General features: G+C 63.9%; 13 protein-coding genes. 3 read left to right on the top strand and 10 right to left on the bottom strand.

Annotation, left to right across the window (positions count from 1 at the left end; all coding sequences use genetic code 11):
- The 3 genes from HMPREF2678_RS07490 to HMPREF2678_RS07500 all read right to left on the bottom strand — a co-directional run.
- Window positions 1-495: glycoside hydrolase family 25 protein (locus tag HMPREF2678_RS07490; RefSeq protein WP_210382710.1), on the bottom strand; the 495-nt coding region annotated here is incomplete at its 3' end.
- A 123-nt stretch (window positions 496-618) separates the two neighbouring features.
- Complete coding sequence (locus HMPREF2678_RS07495; RefSeq protein WP_070551804.1) at window positions 619-1,587, bottom strand: PrsW family intramembrane metalloprotease; 969 nt, start codon at window positions 1,585-1,587, stop codon at window positions 619-621.
- Window positions 1,580-2,284 (bottom strand): hypothetical protein, encoded by a 705-nt coding sequence (locus HMPREF2678_RS07500; RefSeq protein ID WP_237743940.1) that lies wholly within the window; start codon window positions 2,282-2,284, stop codon window positions 1,580-1,582. The genes HMPREF2678_RS07495 and HMPREF2678_RS07500 overlap by 8 nt, the downstream gene beginning before the upstream one ends.
- Window positions 2,285-2,345: 61 nt before the next feature.
- On the opposite strand from HMPREF2678_RS07500, the gene HMPREF2678_RS07505 reads away from it, so the two are divergent.
- Window positions 2,346-4,484: a M13 family metallopeptidase gene (locus tag HMPREF2678_RS07505; protein WP_070551806.1), complete on the top strand. Its 2,139-nt coding sequence runs from the start codon at window positions 2,346-2,348 to the stop codon at window positions 4,482-4,484.
- Between the two features lie 71 nt (window positions 4,485-4,555).
- Here the strand turns inward: HMPREF2678_RS07505 and HMPREF2678_RS07510 are convergent, their stop codons facing one another.
- The 5 genes from HMPREF2678_RS07510 to gltB all read right to left on the bottom strand — a co-directional run bounded on the left by HMPREF2678_RS07510 (window position 4,556) and on the right by gltB (window position 12,706).
- Window positions 4,556-5,365, bottom strand: coding sequence for a VOC family protein (locus tag HMPREF2678_RS07510; RefSeq protein WP_034974151.1), 810 nt, complete (start codon window positions 5,363-5,365; stop codon window positions 4,556-4,558).
- A gap of 98 nt (window positions 5,366-5,463) precedes the next feature.
- Window positions 5,464-5,847, bottom strand: coding sequence for an RNA-binding S4 domain-containing protein (locus HMPREF2678_RS07515; RefSeq protein ID WP_034979940.1), 384 nt, complete (start codon window positions 5,845-5,847; stop codon window positions 5,464-5,466).
- A gap of 20 nt (window positions 5,848-5,867) precedes the next feature.
- A complete protein-coding gene (locus HMPREF2678_RS07520; RefSeq protein ID WP_070551808.1) occupies window positions 5,868-6,563 on the bottom strand; it encodes a LysE family translocator in 696 nt (231 codons plus the stop codon).
- Complete coding sequence (locus HMPREF2678_RS07525; RefSeq protein WP_035007707.1) at window positions 6,560-8,098, bottom strand: glutamate synthase subunit beta; 1,539 nt, start codon at window positions 8,096-8,098, stop codon at window positions 6,560-6,562. Before HMPREF2678_RS07525 ends, HMPREF2678_RS07520 begins: the two co-directional genes overlap by 4 nt.
- Window positions 8,099-12,706, bottom strand: coding sequence for a glutamate synthase large subunit (gene gltB / locus HMPREF2678_RS07530; protein WP_070551810.1), 4,608 nt, complete (start codon window positions 12,704-12,706; stop codon window positions 8,099-8,101).
- A gap of 353 nt (window positions 12,707-13,059) precedes the next feature.
- Between gltB and HMPREF2678_RS07535 the strand changes: the two genes are divergently transcribed.
- Window positions 13,060-15,384, top strand: a complete 2,325-nt coding sequence (locus HMPREF2678_RS07535; RefSeq protein WP_246817913.1) for an NADPH-dependent 2,4-dienoyl-CoA reductase — start codon at window positions 13,060-13,062, stop codon at window positions 15,382-15,384.
- Between the two features lie 17 nt (window positions 15,385-15,401).
- Here HMPREF2678_RS07535 and HMPREF2678_RS07540 read toward each other — a convergent pair whose 3' ends face one another.
- Window positions 15,402-16,064, bottom strand: a complete 663-nt coding sequence (locus HMPREF2678_RS07540; RefSeq protein WP_070551813.1) for a DNA-3-methyladenine glycosylase I — start codon at window positions 16,062-16,064, stop codon at window positions 15,402-15,404.
- Window positions 16,065-16,500: 436 nt separating this feature from the next.
- Between HMPREF2678_RS07540 and HMPREF2678_RS07545 the strand changes: the two genes are divergently transcribed.
- Window positions 16,501-16,857, top strand: coding sequence for a hypothetical protein (locus tag HMPREF2678_RS07545; RefSeq protein ID WP_034966474.1), 357 nt, complete (start codon window positions 16,501-16,503; stop codon window positions 16,855-16,857).
- Window positions 16,858-16,874: 17 nt separating this feature from the next.
- Here HMPREF2678_RS07545 and HMPREF2678_RS07550 read toward each other — a convergent pair whose 3' ends face one another.
- Window positions 16,875-17,195, bottom strand: a complete 321-nt coding sequence (locus tag HMPREF2678_RS07550; RefSeq protein WP_080716064.1) for a GlsB/YeaQ/YmgE family stress response membrane protein — start codon at window positions 17,193-17,195, stop codon at window positions 16,875-16,877.
- Window positions 17,196-17,232 lie beyond the last annotated feature (37 nt).

Below are 17,232 nucleotides of genomic sequence, written 5' to 3' on the forward strand. Positions count from 1 at the left end.
CTTGATCTCGTCGACCCATTCGCGCACCCAGTTCTGCAGTTCGGTCGGGTTCAGGCCACCGTCTTCCTCCAGATCCAGCGTCGGGGGCAGCGAAGGCTGCGCACCGGTGGCCAGGGTCGTGGCGTACAGGCGTGCCTCGCCACGCGGGTCGCGGTTACCCGGGCGGGCGTAGTGGTAGCTACCCGGCACCACGCCGGCCTGCTGGGCCTTAATGGAGTCGGTAGAGAAGTTGGGGTTGGTGTAGTAGTTGCCCTCGGTCGCCTTAACAAAGGCGAAGGACTGGCCGGACTGCTTTACTGCGGTCCAGTCGATAGCAGCACCGCCCGGGTGCTGGTGAGAGGCCACGTCAACGCCCTCGAGCGCCCAGGAGGGAACGGGGACAATGTCGGTGGCAACGAGGGCTGCCGCCGTGAAGGCGGTGCCAGCTAGTGCCGTTGCGGTGAGGCGTGCGGGGACGGACTTGCGCGTGGTACGGCGCCATGGCAGTGAAATCATGAATCACACCATACCCAAAAGTCACACCTTTCACACCATTCACACTAGCCTCATCGACAACACTCTTCGCCGCAGGAAACCTTCCAACCAAAAACCCCAGCTCAACCCCCTATGTGATTTTCGTCACACGCGCTGATATATCGCCACAGCTGGGCAAACACCCTGCCTCTTCCAGCGCAAAAACTCCCGACTCGTCCGCACAATCAGCCATATCACCAAGGCCGCCAGCCCGACCCACACACATGCCAACCACAGCAACTGAAACGCCGACGCCCCTCCTATCCAGCGCACATTCCACGCGAAATGCGTCAAGAAGCCCAGACCACCCCACAACACGACCGCCCCCAGCCGCCAAGCGACAGTGCGCGGCTTCCCCGCCTTCGCCCCCACGAACAGCGCCAGCCCGATGCCATATCCAACCAGCGCGCTGAACATCATGTGCTTTGCCGGCCCTGCAATCATTCGCAGAAGGTACGTCGACATCGCACCCCGCACATCGGACACCGGATCCATCACGGCCAGCATCATGGCGTACATCATGTTCTCGAACACCTCGAAGCCCAGTCCGACCAGCAGCCCGGCGATGATCCCGTGCCACGGGCGGTTCCACCACGCCCGTCCCATCCACAGCAGCAGCCAGATGCCCAGCCCTTTCGCAATCTCCTCTGGGTACGCCCCGGCGAAGCTGGCGGTCATCCTGTGCCAACCCAACTTATCCACGGCGTGGACCACGGGCGGCTGAATCACGGCCGCCGCCAGCACCACCGAGGCTGCCCCGCCCCACAGCACCGCCAACGCGACCAGCCGCCGAGGCGTTCCTTTATATATAGGCAGCAACCTGATGCACACCAGCACGCCCGCCAGATGTGCCGCGCCGATCAGCAGCACCAGCCCTAGGGTGGAGCTCACCTTCGAGGGGTTGTTGCCGATCAGCAGAAAACCCGACATCACCAGGCTCGGAATCAGAAGCAGCCAATACGCCACCATCCACCCGTCGCGGAACAGCCGCAGCTTCGGCCGGGCCTGCGGTGGGTGCTGCAGGTGAAAGTCGCGCGGCACCTCAAACACACGGTAGTTGCGCACCTTAAACATCGGTCTCACCTGCTCTTTCTTTGTATTTGCTATCTAGACTGACGCCGCGCACTAACTCGTTGATCTCTTCTAACTGTCTTTCGAATGACGCCGACTTCACCGGAATTTGCATCACAACCACCACCGCGGCCTTGTCCTGTACGAAGGCCACCGAGACAAACCGCTCGTCTCCACGGCGGTAGCTCTGGGACACGCGCAACTGGTCGACTTTGGCTTTGTCCAGCCGGGACTTGTCTTCCTCCGACAAATCGTTCTTCACGTCCGTCGAATCCAGTTCCAAGCCATCCTGGAAGATCAATGCGCGCAGGCCACGGTTCATGGCGCGCTTGACGGCTTCCTCCGACTTGACGTCCACGTGCGACATACCGATCATGCGAATGTCCTCGCCGTCGCAGTCCAGCTGCATGATTCCCGGGCGCCCCAGGCCAGGTGAATCGTGGCAGTCTTCCAGAGTTGCAAAGCGTAGCGGCCACTCGGAATAAGTGAGGATCGAGTCCGCCATCCCGTCCTTGACTGTTAGAGCCTTAGAGCTGTCCTCCAGGGTGGCGTCCAGAAGAAAGGCACCTCCAACTAGAAACAACAGGGCAGAAATGAGCCACGCCGAGTACAGACCGCGCCGTTGTGGGCTGGTCGGCGCGGGGCGATAGGTCGTCGGCGCGAGTCGCGGAGTGGCCGGCGCCACGGGATGCGGAAACATACGCCCTAGCCTAACGACTACCTCGGACACCCTGTCCGGGATGGTGTCTAAGGTGGTGGACATGACTGAAAATAATGCGCAAGAATACACTCCGGCCGCGACGATCCCGGACGATGTCTCCGAGGCTCCGGCCCAGAACCAGGCGGGCGAGGCAACCCAGCCCTCGCCGGCGCAGGACCTGTACCGTCACGTCAACGGCGCATGGCTGGCCACCCACAAGATCCCGAGCGACCGCCCCGTCGACGGCACTTTCCACCAACTACGCGACCTGTCTGAGCAGGAGGTTCGTGAGATTGTAGAGGCCGCCGCCACCGACGAGCCGGACGGTCGCGTGGGCGCTTTGTACGCGTCTTTTATGGACGTGCAAGGCATCGCCGCCGCGGGTCTGGCGGGTCTGCGGAAGCCTTTGGGGCTTATTAATGACGCCACCTCGGTCAGCGACCTGGCCAAGGTACTCGGCAGGCTAGATGTGGAAGGCACTGGCGGTGTTGTGGGGTACTGGATCGAGAAGGACTCCAGCGAAGACATTCAGCGTGCCTACCTGGTACAGACGGGGCTGGGGCTGCCGGACGAGGCGTACTACCGGGAGGAACAGCACGCAGCGACGCGCGAGGCGTACCGAAAGTTCGTAGAGGACATGTTGGGCCTGGTCAGCGAGCTGGAACTGCCCGGGAAGTACGCGGATGCGGGCGCAGCTGCGGCAGCGGATGCGATCTGTGCCTTCGAGACCGAGCTGGCGCGCGGGCACTGGGACAACGTGGCCAGCCGCGATGCAGAGAAAACCTACAACCCGACGAAGGTGGAGGATCTGCCGACGGGCTTCCCCTTCCGCGAGTGGCTGGCGGCCACTGGTGTGGATACGGAAAGCGCTGGCGGGGCCACCGTCGTGGTGTGCCAGCCCAGCTACTTGGAGCACGTCGCAGCGATGGCAGCTGGCGAGGGCGCGGCAGCCGGATCGGGCGATAAGCCACAGGTCAGCGGCCTGGACGAGTGGAAGCTGTGGGCGTACTGGCGGGTGATCCTGGGCAACGCGGCCTACCTGCCGACGGAGGTGAACCTGCGGAACTGGGAGTTCTACGGCCGCACCCTGTCCGGCGCTACGGAGCAGCGGGCGCGGTGGAAGCGTGGCGTCGCACTGGTCGAGGGCGCCGTGGGCGAAGAGGTGGGCAAGAAGTTCGTCGCCGAGCACTTCCCGCCGGAGCACAAGAAGAAGATGCTGGAGCTGGTGGATTACCTGATCGCCGCCTACCGCGAGCGCATTAGCGAGCTGGCCTGGATGACCCCCGCGACACGCGAGAAGGCGCTGGCGAAGCTGGATAAGTTCCAGGCGAAGATCGGCTACCCGGATAAGTGGCGCGACTTCGACGGCCTAGAGTTCGGCTCAACCGGCGCGGACCTTTTGACCAACGTGTGGGCGGCGAGCCGCTTCAACCACAACTACGAGGTATCGAAGTTGGGCAAGCCCAGCGACAACGAAACCTGGTTCGCCACCCCGCAGACAGTGAATGCGTTCTACAACCCAGTGAAGAACGACATCACCTTCCCCGCCGCGATCCTACGCCCGCCGTTCTTTGACCCGGAGGCGGATATGGCCGGCAACTTCGGCGCCATCGGCGCGGTCATCGGCCACGAGATCGGACACGGTTTCGACGACCAGGGCTCGAAGTACGACGGCGACGGCAACCTGAACTCCTGGTGGACCGAGGAGGATCGCGAAGCTTTCACCGCTCTGACCGACAAGCTGGTCGCGCAGTACGACGGCCTGGTGCCGACGGGGCTACGCCAGCGCGGCATCACCGAACACACCGTCAACGGCAGCTTCACCTTGGGTGAAAACATCGGTGATCTGGGCGGATTGGGCATCGCCATCGTAGCGCTGCGGCGCTACCTGGCCGACCAGGGGCAGACCTTCGAGACGGCAGAAAAATTGCCGGTCGAGGGGCTAGTGGATGCCGACGGCAACCCGGACGCCACCGAGTACACCGCCCTGCAGCGCGTGTTCCTGCGCTGGGCGCGGATCTGGCAGACCGCGATCCGCCCGCAGATGGCGGCGCAGTACGCGTCCATCGACCCGCACTCGCCAGCGGAGTTCCGCTGCAACGTGGTCTCCAGCAACATCGCGGAGTTCTACAAGGCCTTCGACGTCCGCGAGGGCGACGGCATGTGGCTGGCGGAGGACGAGCGCGTCTGCATCTGGTAGCGCGCTAGCCCGGCGCCTGCCGGGGCTCACGCTAGCCCGGCGCCTGCTGGGGCTCACGCTAGCCCGGCGCGCTAGAACGCCTGGAAGTTCTCCGGGGCCAGCAGGTCCGGCTCGTGCGCATCCTCGTCGGGGACGAACTCCTCGATCTCGCAGAGGTTCACCAGCGCACCCGTCGGATCCTCGATGGTCGCCATGCGGCCGAACTCGGACTCCCAGGCCGGGCGAACCACCTTTCCGCCCAGCTCGGGCGTATTAGCGACCGCATCGTCCACATTGGCCACGCCCAGGTACACGGTCCACATCCCCGGCACCTCCAACGCGGAGGTATCCCACAGGCCGACCACCGCCGCGCCGTCGAACTCGCCGGTGGCATAGCGGAAGTCATCGGTCCCCGCGGCTTTGATATCCCAACCCGCCAGCTCGTGGTAGAACTCCAGGGTCGTTTCCCAGTTCTGAGCCACCATCAGCTCAAACCACACCGGGGTTCCGGGCTCGCCCGCGGCGATCAGAGCATGCTCGTCCGCCGGGTTGCGCAGGCCAATCGTCGCGCCCGACGGGTCGATGAGCACAGCCATGTCGCCCCGCTCCCCCAGGTCCTGTGGCTCCAGCACGGACTTCGCCCCCGCCTGCACGGCTTTGTCGTGCGCCTGCTTCACGTCCGGGGTGTACAGCAGTACTCCCCACACGGACTGGTTCCCCTCCGGAATCTGCGCGATGCCCGCCACCGGCATGCCCTGCTTCTTCGCCACAGAGTAGCCGTCGGCCAGGGACTCGAACTCCCAGCCCAGCAGCTCGCCGTAGAACTTCTCCGACTTCGCCGCATCGGTACTGGCCAGATCCAGCCATACGGGCATTCCGGGCTGGGCGATCATCGCGGGCATGTTTCCTCCACTGCTCTTTCTTGTGTTCTTGTTGGGGGCTAACTGTTGTTTTTTATTGACGCCAACCCGGCCTCCACCGGCCAGGCGATCGGATAACGCTAGATCGCGTTGTCCTCGCGAACATCTTCCAGGCTGACGTTGCGCCACTTTTCCGGGTCGAAGTCATCGTCTGCGGTGGCTTCGTCAAAGAACTCGCCGAGGTCGTCGTCGGCATCTTCCGAGCTGGTCGTGGCAGGTGCGCCCGCGGTGCTAACCACCACGGCTCCGGCCAACACATCGCCAGTTTCCGCATCCACCAGGGTCACCTCGTCGCCCGGGCGCAGCGTCTTGCCACGGCGGGTATCTACTTCACCGTTGACCTGCACGGCTCCGGCGGCGATGGCCTCTTTGGCCTCCCCGCCGGTCTCTACCAGGTTCGCCAGTTTGATGAACTGCCCCAGTTTGATGTCGGAATCGCGAATGCTGACCTCTGGAAATCCCATGAGCCTCAGTCTAGCGGCCTTTAGCTACCCATCAGCATCTGCACGCCCTCGAAGGCCAGGAACGCGCCCAGCACGACGAATAGCACCCCGGCCACCATCTCGATAAAGGGATTGATGCGCTGGATCTTCTCCGCCCCCGCGGCCACCGCCAGGGCGAATCCACAGAACCACGCCACACCCACGATGGTCATCAGAATCAGCACCAGCAGCCGGTCCAGCAAGGAAGTCTCTACCGGGATGAACTGCGCAAACACCGAACCAAAGAACAGCAGCGCCTTGGGGTTCGACAGGTTGGTCGCAAGTCCCAGGCGCCAGGAGGCGAAGTCCCCCAGCGGTGCAGCCGCGGAACCCCGCGATACGCCGTCGGTGACTGGGGCGCGGGTGGCGTCATCAAGAGAAACAGCAGGTAAGGCTGCACGCGCGCGCCAATCCGCATAACCGGAACGGAACGCGCCTTGGCCCATGTAGATCAGGAAACAGCCGCCGAACAGGTACAACGCGGTAAGGATCCATGGGAAGGCCGCGATCAGCGCGGCCAGGCCCAGCATCGTGACAACCGGCCACAGCACATTGCCTGTACAGATTCCGAGCGCGGCGAACACCGCCGAGCGGCGCGACCGTGCACCCAAACGAATGAGCTGCACGGTGTCCGGGCCCGGCACCGCAATGGCCAGCACCCAGGCACCGAGCAGCCCCAGGTAAGCGGCTAGGCTCAAGCCTGCATCGCCACGTCAGTCGGGTTGATCGGGCGCGGCAGGGCGGTCTCGCCCATCAGCTCGCGGTCCAGCTCCGCAGCGGCGGAACGGCCCTCCGAGATGCCCCACACGATCAGGGACTGGCCGCGGCCCGCATCGCCGGCGACGAACACCGGGATGTCCGCGAACTCGGCGTTGGTGGGCTGAGCGCGGAAGGTGTCGTCGCGCTCCAGGCGGCCGCGCTCGCCGATCTTCAGACCCAGGTCTCGCACCACCGGGGTCTCCTCAACGGAGACAAAGCCCATCGCCAGCAGCACCAGGTCGGCATCCATCTCGAAGTCGGACTCCGGGATGTTTTCTAAGCCGTTTTCGCCGAAGCGGCACTCGGCTCCCTTCAGGCCGGTGACCTTCTCGCCGTCGCCGGTGATCTCCACGGTGTTAATCGAGTAACGGCGGATGCCCAGCTCGTCGCCCTGCTGGCGCTCGGCCAGGCCCAGGGCGGCGATCTCGTCGGCAGACTCGTTGCCGGTCACGCGGTACTCGCCCTCCTCGTGGGCGGACGCCACGCGCCAGATGCGCGGGTAGGTCGGCCACGGGGTGGAGGCACCACGAGTCTTCGGCGGCTTCGGGGTGATGTCGAACTGGGAAACCTCAATGGCGCCCTGGCGCAGCGCGGTGCCGAAGCAGTCGGTGCCGGTATCGCCACCGCCGATGATGACCACGCGCTTGCCCTTGGCGTTGATGGTGGATTCCTCGCGGTCGCCTTCGCAGACCTTGTTGGCCTCCGGCAGGTACTCCATCGCCTGGTACACGCCCTTCAGGTCGCGGCCCGCCACGGGCAGGTCGCGGCCGACGGTGGAGCCGATGGCGACGATCACGCCGTCGAACTCCTTCAGCTGCTCGCCGGTGGGCGAGGTGTTAACGACGAACTTTGTGCCCTCGGCCTCCATCTGCTCCAGACGGCGGTCGATCCACTTCTTTTCCATCTTGTACTCGGGCACGCCGTAGCGCATCAAGCCGCCGATGCGGTCGGCGCGCTCGAAGACGGTGACGTCGTGGCCTGCGCGGGTCAGCTGCTGCGCGGCGGCCAAGCCGGCCGGGCCGGAGCCGACGACAGCTACGCGCTGGCCGGTCTTGAAGCTCGGCTTGATCGGCTGGATCCAGCCTTCCTTCCAGGCGTGCTCGACGATGGTGTACTCGACGGTCTTGATGTTCACCGGATCATCGCCGATGCCCAGCACACAGGCGCCTTCGCAGGGTGCGGGGCACAGGCGGCCGGTGAACTCCGGGAAGTTGTTGGTGGCGTGCAGGCGGTCGTAGGCCTCGCGCCAATTGCCCTTGCGTACCAGGTCGTTCCACTCGGGGATGATGTTGCCCAGCGGGCAGCCATCGTGGCAGAACGGGATGCCACAGTCCATGCAGCGGCTGGCCTGGGTCTGCACCTTGTCATCGGAGAAGTCCTCGTAGACCTCGTTCCAATCCAGCAGGCGCAGCGGGACGGGTCGGTGTGCCGCCGACTCGCGGCGGTGCTTCAGGAATCCGCGTGGATCAGCCATTTACTTCACTTCCTCCATGATTGCGGCGGCGATGCCGTCCTTGTCGAGCCCCTCAGCTTCGGCGCGCGCGATCGTCTTGAGCACACGGGCGTAGTCGCGGGGCATGACCTTGATCAGGTCCGCGGCGTTGACCTCCACGGTAGATCCGGTCAGGTCGCGGTGGGTCTGGATCGTCTGCTCGACCCATCGCAGTTCTTCCTCGTCGGTGATCTTTTCGATGTCTACGAGCTCGGTGTTGATTCTGTTTGTGACGCCACTACCGTCATCCACCAGGTAGGCAATGCCACCGGACATGCCGGCTGCGAAGTTGTTGCCGATCTTGCCCAGGACGATGACCCGGCCGCCGGTCATGTACTCGCAGCCATGGTTGCCCACGCCTTCGACGACGGCGGTGAGGCCGGAGTTACGTACACAGAAGCGCTCGCCCACGGTGCCGCGGATGAACATTTCACCCTGTACGCCGCCGAAGCCCAGCACGTTGCCGGCGATGACGTCGCTGGTGAAGTCCTCAGCCGCGTCGTCCGCCGTCGGGCGGATGACAATGCGGCCGCCGGACAGGCCCTTGCCCACGTAGTCGTTGGCGTCACCGTTAAGGGTGAGCGTCATGCCGTGGGTGGCAAAGGCACCGAAAGAGTTACCAGCGGAGCCCGTGAACTGCAGGTTCACCGTGTCCTGCGGCAGGCCGTCGCGGCCAGCCACGCGGGAGATCAGCGAGCCAGTCATGGTGCCGACCGTGCGGTTGACGTTGGTGATCGGGTAGCTGAGCTCGATCGATACGTCCTCGCCCGCAGCGGCGCGGCGGATCGTGTCTTCCGCGTCCTTGCGGATCTGGTTGTCCAGCGCCTTGTCCAGCGAGTGATCCTGCTCCTTGGTGCAGTGCAGATCCTGGTGCATGAAGGGGCTGTCCGGCTGAGCGAAGATCGGCTCCAGGTTCAGCTTGCCCGCGGTTTTGTGCTCGACTTCCATCTCGCCGCCGGTGAGGCATTCGGAGTGGCCCACGGCCTCTTCCAGGGTGCGGAAGCCCAGCTCTGCGAGGTATTCGCGGACCTCTTCGGCGATGAACTTGAAGAAGTTCACCACGTGCTCGGCCTGGCCGGTGTAGCGCTTGCGCAGCTCCGGGTTCTGGGTTGCCACGCCCACCGGGCAGGTATCCAGGTGGCAGACGCGCATCATGATGCAGCCGGAGACCACCAGCGGAGCCGTCGCGAAGCCGAACTCCTCGGCGCCCAACAGGGCTGCGACCATCACGTCGCGGCCGGTCTTCAGCTGACCGTCACACTGGACAGTGATGCGGTCGCGCAGGCCGTTCATCAGCAGGGTTTGCTGGGTCTCGGCCAGGCCGAGCTCCCACGGACCACCCGCGTGCTTCAGCGAGGTCAACGGGGAAGCGCCGGTGCCGCCGTCGTGGCCGGAGATCAACACCACATCCGCGTGCGCCTTGGACACACCGGCGGCGACCGTGCCCACGCCCTGCTCGGCGACGAGCTTGACGTGGATGCGCGCATCCGGGTTGGCGTTCTTCAGGTCGTGGATCAGCTGCGCCAGGTCCTCGATGGAGTAAATGTCGTGGTGCGGTGGCGGGGAGATCAGGCCCACGCCCGGGGTGGTCACACGCACCTCGGCGATCCAGGGGTACACCTTGTGTGGCGGCAGCTGGCCGCCCTCGCCCGGCTTGGCGCCCTGCGCCATCTTGATCTGGATGTCCGTGCAGTTGTTCAGGTAGTGGCTTGTCACACCGAAGCGGCCGGAGGCCACCTGCTTGATGGCGGAACGCTTCCAGTCGCCGTTCGCCTCCGGCTCGAAGCGGGCCGGATCCTCGCCGCCCTCACCGGAGTTGGACATGCCCTTCAGTCGGTTCATCGCGATCGCCAGGGTCTCGTGTGCCTCGGCGGAGATGGAACCGTAGGACATCGCACCGGTGGCGAAGCGCTTCACGATCTCGCTGACCGGCTCGACCTCCTCGATCGGGATCGACGGGCGGTTGGACTTGAACTTGAACAGGCCACGCAGGGTAGCCAGCCGTTCGGACTGCTTATCGACCTTCTCGGTGTACTCCTTGAAGATGCGGTACTGCCCGGTGCGGGTCGCGTGCTGCAGCTTGAACACGGTCTCGGGGTTGAACAGGTGGTATTCGCCCTCGCGGCGCCACTTGTACTCGCCGCCGATTTCCAGCTCGCGGTGTGCCTGCTCCTCGGGGCGGGGCAGGAATGCCGCGCGGTGGCGCTTGGCCACGTCGTCGGCGATCTCGTCCAGGCCGATGCCGGAGATCGGGCTGAATGCGCCGACGAAGTACTCGTCGAGCAGGCTCTGGTGCAGGCCCACGACGTCGGCCAGCTGCGAGCCGCGGTAGCTCGCCACCGTCGCGATGCCCATCTTGGACATGACCTTCTGGATGCCGGTGGTCGCGGCCTTGATGTAGTTTTCCTCGGCCTCTTCTGTGGTGACGCCCACTCGTCCGTCGTTGACCATTTCATTGACGGTCTCGAGAGCCATGTACGGGTTGATGGCATCCGCGCCGAAGTTGATGAGCATGGCCAGGTGGTGCACCTCGCGGGCTCCGCCGGACTCGATCACCAGCGATGCGCGGGTGCGCGTCTTCTCCTGCACCATGTGGTGGTGCACGGCGCTGGTCAGCAGCAAAGACGGGATCGGAGCGTAGCGCTCATCGGACTCGCGGTCAGAGAGGATCAGGATGGTCGCGCCATCCTCGATGGCCTCCGTGACCTGGCGACGGACGCGCTTGATGGCCTCGCGCAAGCCCTTGCCGCCGTGTGCCACGTTGTACAAGCCTGGGATGCGCACGGCCTTGAAGGCACTGAGGTCTGCGCCAGAGCCGGAAGCCTCCGCGTTCTCCGCGGCACTCGCCAGGTTAGCCAGCGTCTGGTTACCCAGAATCGGAGTGTCCAGGTGGATCCGGTGGGCGGCGTCAGGACCAGGGTTAAGAACATCCGCCTGCGCACCCAACTGGGTAAACATGCTGGTAACCATCTTCTCGCGGTAGCTATCCAGCGGCGGGTTGGTGACCTGGGCGAAACGCTGTGCGAAGAAGTCGTACAGCAGGCGCGGGCGGTTGGACAGGGCGGCGATGGGCGTATCGGTACCCATCGAACCGATGCCCTCGGCACCCTTGGCAGCCATCGGCAGCAGCAGGGTCTCGAGATCTTCCTCGGTGTAGCCGAACACGCGCTGGCGCAAGACGATGCGCTCGTGGTTCATGCCGATCGGCTCGGCCGCCGGCAGGTCGGATACCTTCACCAGGTGCTCGTCGACCCACTCCTGGTACGGCTGGTCGGCCAGGGACTGCTTGATCTCCTCGTCCTCAACTACGCAGCCACGGGAGGTGTCGACCAGGAACATCTTGCCCGGCTCCACGCGGGTGCGCTTGACGATCTGGCTGTCCGGGATGTCCAGAACGCCGGCCTCGGAGGCCATGACGACCAGGCCGTCCTTGGTAATCCAGATGCGTCCCGGGCGCAGACCATTGCGGTCCAGGGTGGCGCCGATAAGGGTGCCGTCGGTGAACGTGATGGCGGCCGGGCCGTCCCAGGCCTCCATGAAGCTGGAGTGGTACTCGTAGAACGCGCGGACCTGCGGGTCGATGTGCGGGTTGCGCTCCCATGCCTGTGGAACCATCATCAGCACGGCGTGCGGCAGGCTGCGACCGGCCAGGTGCAGCAGCTCCAGGGCCTCGTCGAAGCGGCCCGTGTCCGAGCCTTCCGGGTCACAGATCGGCAGCACGCGATCCAGGTCGCCCAGTACCTCGGAGCGCAGCTGGGATTCGCGGGCACGCATCCAGTTTTCGTTGCCGCGGACGGTGTTGATCTCACCGTTGTGGGCAACCAGGCGGTAAGGGTGTGCCAGCGGCCAGGACGGGAAAGTGTTGGTGGAGAAGCGGGAGTGCACGATAGCCAGTGCGGACTCCATGCGCTCGTCCTGCAGGTCCAGGTAGAAGTCCCGCAACTGCGGGGTGGTCAGCATGCCCTTGTACACGATGGTGCGGGCGGACAGGGAGGGGAAGTACACGGTGTCTCCACCGGAGCCCTCGCCCGGACCCTTGGTGCCGAGTTCGCGCTCTGCACGCTTGCGTACGAAGAAGGCTCGACGGTCGAGCTCGAGGCCCTCTAGAGGGGAGCCATTGGCGTCCTCACCAGAGATAAACAGCTGGTGGAACAGCGGCTCGGCGTCGCGTGCGATGGCGCCTAGGCTCGAGTCGTCGACCGGCACGTCGCGCCAGCCGATAAGGTTCAGCCCCTCTTCCTCCACAATGGCCTCGACGGCGCGCACAGCGTCGAGCGCGGCCATGCGGGAGTTGGGCAGGAAGGCGATGCCGGTGGCGTACTGTCCAGCCGGCGGCAGGGTGATGTCCTGCTTGGCCATTTCCTCTCGGTAGAAACGGTCCGGGATTTGGATGAGGATGCCGGCGCCGTCGCCGGTGTTCTTCTCCGCTCCAGCTGCTCCGCGGTGATCCAGGTTCACCAGGGCCTGAATGCCCTTGTCCACAATGTCGCGTGTCGCGCGGCCGTGCATGTCAGCCACGAAGGCGACACCACACGCATCATGCTCAAACTGGGGGTCGTAAAGACCCTGGCGTGCAGGGTAGTTTTTCATGATTTACGGCCTAACTCTCGTCACAGGTACTGCAGTTGCATATGCGAATAAAGTTGCAATCGAGTCGCGGTTCTGCTGGTGACTTGCGTCTCTAGCAAAATCCAGCTGTCGCGCCGATCACATCATTTCGTCATGGGCTCTCTAGAGTGCACCGACCGGTGCGAACAGACAAAATTAGGATTGCCTTACTCTTTCTAGCTTCACCCTATCGTGTGATCGGAATCACGCTGAACAGCGATGATTGTCATGCATTACTCACATTTTGATACATACTTTAACCCGCGTCGGGCTGAATGCTCTCGGTTTCTCGAAAAGCCCCACAAGTTTTTGCGCAGTTAGGAATAATTGCGCCCATGACGAACCAGCCTTCCAACGACTCTTCCGTCCGCACCCTGCTGCCGCTGACTACGGCACCCGGCGCAGCCACACTCACCGCCACCCCGACCGAGGATCCCGCCACCGCTTACAAGACCCTCCTCTCCCCTATCCAGGTCGGCAAGACCACCTTCCGCAACCGCGTGATCATGGGCTCCATGCACACCGGCCTGGAGGACAACACCGAAGATGTACCAAAGCTCGCCGCCTTCTACGCCGCCCGCGCCGAAGGTGGCGTGGCCGCGATGGTCACGGGCGGCTACCCACCGGTTCTAGAGGGCAACCTGACCCCCTACGGCACCCCGTTCAACACCCCGGAGATCGCCGAAGCGCACCGCGAAATCACCGATGCGGTTCACGATGGTGGCGCGAAGATCCTGCTGCAGCTGCTGCACGCGGGTCGCTATGGCTACCACCCGATGGCGCAGTCCGCTTCTGCGTCGCAGTCGCCGATCAGCCCCTTCCCCGCCCGGGAGATGACGGGAGAAGAGGTAGAAAAGCTTGTTGACGCCTTCGCCACCTCCGCCGCCCTCGCGGCCGACGCAGGCTACGACGGCGTACAGGTGATGGGCTCCGAAGGGTATCTGATTAACCAGTTCCTCGCAGAGCGCACGAACCAGCGCACCGACAAATGGGGAGGTTCGGTGGAAAACCGCCAGCGCTTCCCGGTGGAGATTGTGAAGGCCATCCGCGCCAAGGTTCCGGAGGACTTCGTTATCGACTACCGCATTTCCGTGCTGGAGCTGGTCGAGGGCGGCCAGAGCCAGGAGGAGATCCTGCAGCTGGCCAAGAAGCTCGAAGAGGCCGGGGCGGACATGCTGAGCTCCGGCGTGGGCTGGCACGAGGCACAGGTCCCGACGATCGTGACTTCTGTGCCCCGCGGCGCTTTCGCCTGGGCCACGCAGAAGGTGCGCGAACACGTGAACATCCCGGTGGTGGCTTCCAACCGCATCAACACCCCAGAGGTTGCCGAGGCCGTGCTGGACGGCACCTGGGATGGTGGCAACGGCGAGCCCGCTGGCAAGCCCCAGGCCGACCTGGTCTCCATGGCCCGCCCGCTGCTGGCGGATCCGGAGTTCGTCAACCGCGCAGCGCGGGGCCTGAATGCCGAGATCAACCACTGCATCGCCTGCAACCAGGCCTGCTTGGATCACACCTTCGGCAACCAGCGGGCAACCTGCCTGGTTAACCCGCGGGCGGCTTACGAGACGGAACTGGAGTTGCTGCCCGCGCAGGGTACGAAGAAGATCGGCGTGATCGGCGGCGGTGTAGCCGGACTCTTCGCTGCTGAAGCGCTGGCACTCCGTGGCCACAACGTCACTATCTTTGAGGCCGCCGACACCCTGGGCGGACAGTTCAACCTAGCGATGCGCGTGCCGGGTAAGGAAGAGTTCGTGCAGGCTCTGTACGCGGTGGTTAACCGCCTGGAGGGTCTGAAGGTGAACATCTCCACCGGCAAGGCCGTGACCCCCGAAGAGCTGCAGGCCGATGGATTCGAGGAGGTCGTGGTGGCCACGGGCGTGCGCCCGCGCATTCCTGAGTTCCCCGGTGTGGCCGAAGGCTTGGAGGGCACAATCGACGGCGTGACTGTCGCCACCTATGCCGAGCTGATCTCCGGCAAGAAGGCTCCGGGCGACTACGTGGCCGTCATCGGCGCCGGTGGCATCGGCTACGACGTCGCGGAGTTCCTGCTGGAGGATCGCCAGGGCGAGCCGCAGTCCTTAACCTCCTGGAACAGCCAGTGGGGCGTGGTCGAGGATTCCGACGTACACGGCAACCTTTCCGCCCCGAAGCCGGAGCGCCCACAGCGTCGCGTGGTGATGCTGCAGCGTAAGCCGACCCGCATGGGCCGCTCGCTGGGCAAGACGACCGGCTGGGTGCACCGTGCGACAGTTGCGATGGGTGGCACGGAGCAGATCGTGGGCGTGACCTACGAGAAGATCGATTCCGATGGCCTGCACATCACCGTTCCGGTGGAGGATCCGCAGGTCACCCTGAAGAAGATCAAGCAGATCAAGTCCGGCACTTTCGAAAGCCGAACCCTGGATCGCGCAGAGAAGCAGGAACTGTTGGAGCAGATCGAGCGCGAAACCAAGGAGAACCGCGAAAAGCGTGCGCTGAACGTGGACACGGTCGTGCTGTGCACCGGCCAGGAGTCCGTCCGCCCGGCAGGCGCTGAACAGGATAGTGCCGACAATAGGGACTCCGGCACCGTTCACATCATCGGCGGTGCGGACGTCGCCGCGGAGCTGGACGCCAAGCGCGCCATCCGCCAAGCCGTCGAGCTGGCCGCCAAGATCTAAGCGGCCACACTATCTTTCTAAGGCTCCACCACCCGGTCGTCAACCATGCCGATGGCCTGCATCAGCGCATAACAGGTGGTGGGGCCAACGAATTGGAAGCCACGGCGCTTGAGTTCCCGCGCCAACGCGCGGGATTCCTGCGAGGTCGAGGGCACGTCGTCCAACGTAGCGGGCCGGGAGTGCTCGGCCGGAGTGAAAGACCACACCAGCACGGGCAGTCCGGGAGCGAGCCTGTTTGCCGCACCACCCAGCACCTGGCGCGCCGGTGAATCCTCCGGCAAGACCTGATACTCGTCCAACTGTCGCAGCGCCAACGTCGCCTTGGCATTTTCGTACAGTGCCTCGTGTTTGCGGGCATTGCGAATCAAACGCTCATCCTGCAGAGCAGCGCGTCTTTGGGGTTCACTCATTTCGGTGATGCGCTGGGCGTCAAAAAGAAAGAACACAGAGCGAAAATCCCGCCGCTTGCGCAGGATCGTGGCCCACGACAGCCCCGATTGGAAGCCCTCTAGGGAGATGCGTTCCAGAAGGCCGTGCTCGGTGATGACGGGGCGGCCCCATTCGTTGTCGTAGTAGTCCAGCTCGACCTCGCTGCGATAGGCCCACGGTGGACGGGCCGCCCCGGATTCGTCGGTGAGCTGGCCAGTGCTGGTGGTGAGTAACTGCCGTGTGCCATCCATCGCGTTTCTTCTTTCCTTTCAACTGCGAAAAGCCTAGCTGCCGTGTGTAAGCGCTAGTAGCAATCAACAGCGTAATGAAAACGCCGGACAAACTCCGCGCGAGCAGCTTCTTACCCCACCCCTACTGCGGAGTTATCCACAGAGCCCTGACCTGTGGATAACCCTACATGGGGGTAGAAAAATGGCACTCACCAGGATGCCTGCCCCTCTAAAGGGGTCGCCTTCTACATAGCGGGAAGTCGCGACTAAGCTTAAAATAACCCAACAGCAAGGACTGTTTTTATTACCTCACTTTTCAGCCTCTCGCAGAGCCTTCGCTCGGCTCTGCGATTGCTTTTCAGGGTTCGCAGCACCGACCCGACTGCTCGAGCCCACGGTTGTATCGCAGCCAGAAAACAACGTGGAACGCTTTAAGTAATAGACGGGAGGAAACCCGATGGAAGGTCGCCCCACAGTCGGCCCTGCGGAACCCACCGTGGCTCCGCAGCCGATATCGCCGCAGCGCGATACCGGCACATTTCGCGCCGTATCTGTTCAGCGCGGCGGATTCCTCAACGAATCGGGCGAGCCAGCCGTTTCCAGGAATGAAGAAAGCGCCCGACCTGAGGTCGAGGCGCCTACTCGGGAAGAATCGAAAAGTGACCCTTTCCGTTCCTACTTCTTCATCGGAACACTGATTTTCATCATCTGCGGACTGATCGTCTTGCTGCTAGTGCTGTGGCTAGGCCAAGGCTTGGAAGCCGAAAGCGCGCGCCTCGGCGTAAGCACTCAGCCCACCATGGGAGCGCGTTAACGCCCCGTAGCTTGTTGCTACTTCTTGCCGCGCTTGCCGGTAACTAGGCCGACGAGGAACAGGAAGATACATGCACCCAGCAGGCAGGTGAGGAAGCTAAAGAACTTGCCGCCGCTGCCGATATCCAGCAGCCCCAAGACCCAGCCACCGATGAAGCCGCCGATGATACCGACGACGACATTGAGGACTAGCCCCATCTGCTCGTCGGTGCCCATGATCTTGGAGCCGATCCAGCCAGCCAGGCCACCGATAATGATCCAACCAAGCATGCCGAGTGGCGGCACCGCAGAATCGCTCGCGAGAAGGAAAGTGTTTGCTGCAAGAATTTCTGTAGTCATGTCACCTACGCTACCTGTGGTCCCCAGGAAGTTCTAT

It is taken from the genome of Corynebacterium sp. HMSC058E07, from assembly GCF_001809885.1.
Lineage (GTDB): Bacteria > Actinomycetota > Actinomycetes > Mycobacteriales > Mycobacteriaceae > Corynebacterium > Corynebacterium macclintockiae.

Excerpts from the sequence above, each read along its gene's own strand:
- HMPREF2678_RS07550 (WP_080716064.1), bottom strand. The coding sequence starts at position 17,195 with ATGACTACAGAAATTCTTGCAGCAAACACTTTCCTTCTCGCGAGCGAT.
- HMPREF2678_RS07535 (WP_246817913.1), top strand. The coding sequence starts at position 13,060 with ATGACGAACCAGCCTTCCAACGACTCTTCCGTCCGCACCCTGCTGCCG.
- HMPREF2678_RS07545 (WP_034966474.1), top strand. The coding sequence starts at position 16,501 with ATGGAAGGTCGCCCCACAGTCGGCCCTGCGGAACCCACCGTGGCTCCG.
- HMPREF2678_RS07515 (WP_034979940.1), bottom strand. The coding sequence starts at position 5,847 with ATGGGATTTCCAGAGGTCAGCATTCGCGATTCCGACATCAAACTGGGG.
- HMPREF2678_RS07500 (WP_237743940.1), bottom strand. The coding sequence starts at position 2,284 with ATGTTTCCGCATCCCGTGGCGCCGGCCACTCCGCGACTCGCGCCGACG.
- gltB (WP_070551810.1), bottom strand. The coding sequence starts at position 12,706 with ATGAAAAACTACCCTGCACGCCAGGGTCTTTACGACCCCCAGTTTGAG.
- HMPREF2678_RS07525 (WP_035007707.1), bottom strand. The coding sequence starts at position 8,098 with ATGGCTGATCCACGCGGATTCCTGAAGCACCGCCGCGAGTCGGCGGCA.
- HMPREF2678_RS07505 (WP_070551806.1), top strand. The coding sequence starts at position 2,346 with ATGACTGAAAATAATGCGCAAGAATACACTCCGGCCGCGACGATCCCG.
- HMPREF2678_RS07510 (WP_034974151.1), bottom strand. The coding sequence starts at position 5,365 with ATGCCCGCGATGATCGCCCAGCCCGGAATGCCCGTATGGCTGGATCTG.
- HMPREF2678_RS07495 (WP_070551804.1), bottom strand. The coding sequence starts at position 1,587 with ATGTTTAAGGTGCGCAACTACCGTGTGTTTGAGGTGCCGCGCGACTTT.
- HMPREF2678_RS07540 (WP_070551813.1), bottom strand. The coding sequence starts at position 16,064 with ATGGATGGCACACGGCAGTTACTCACCACCAGCACTGGCCAGCTCACC.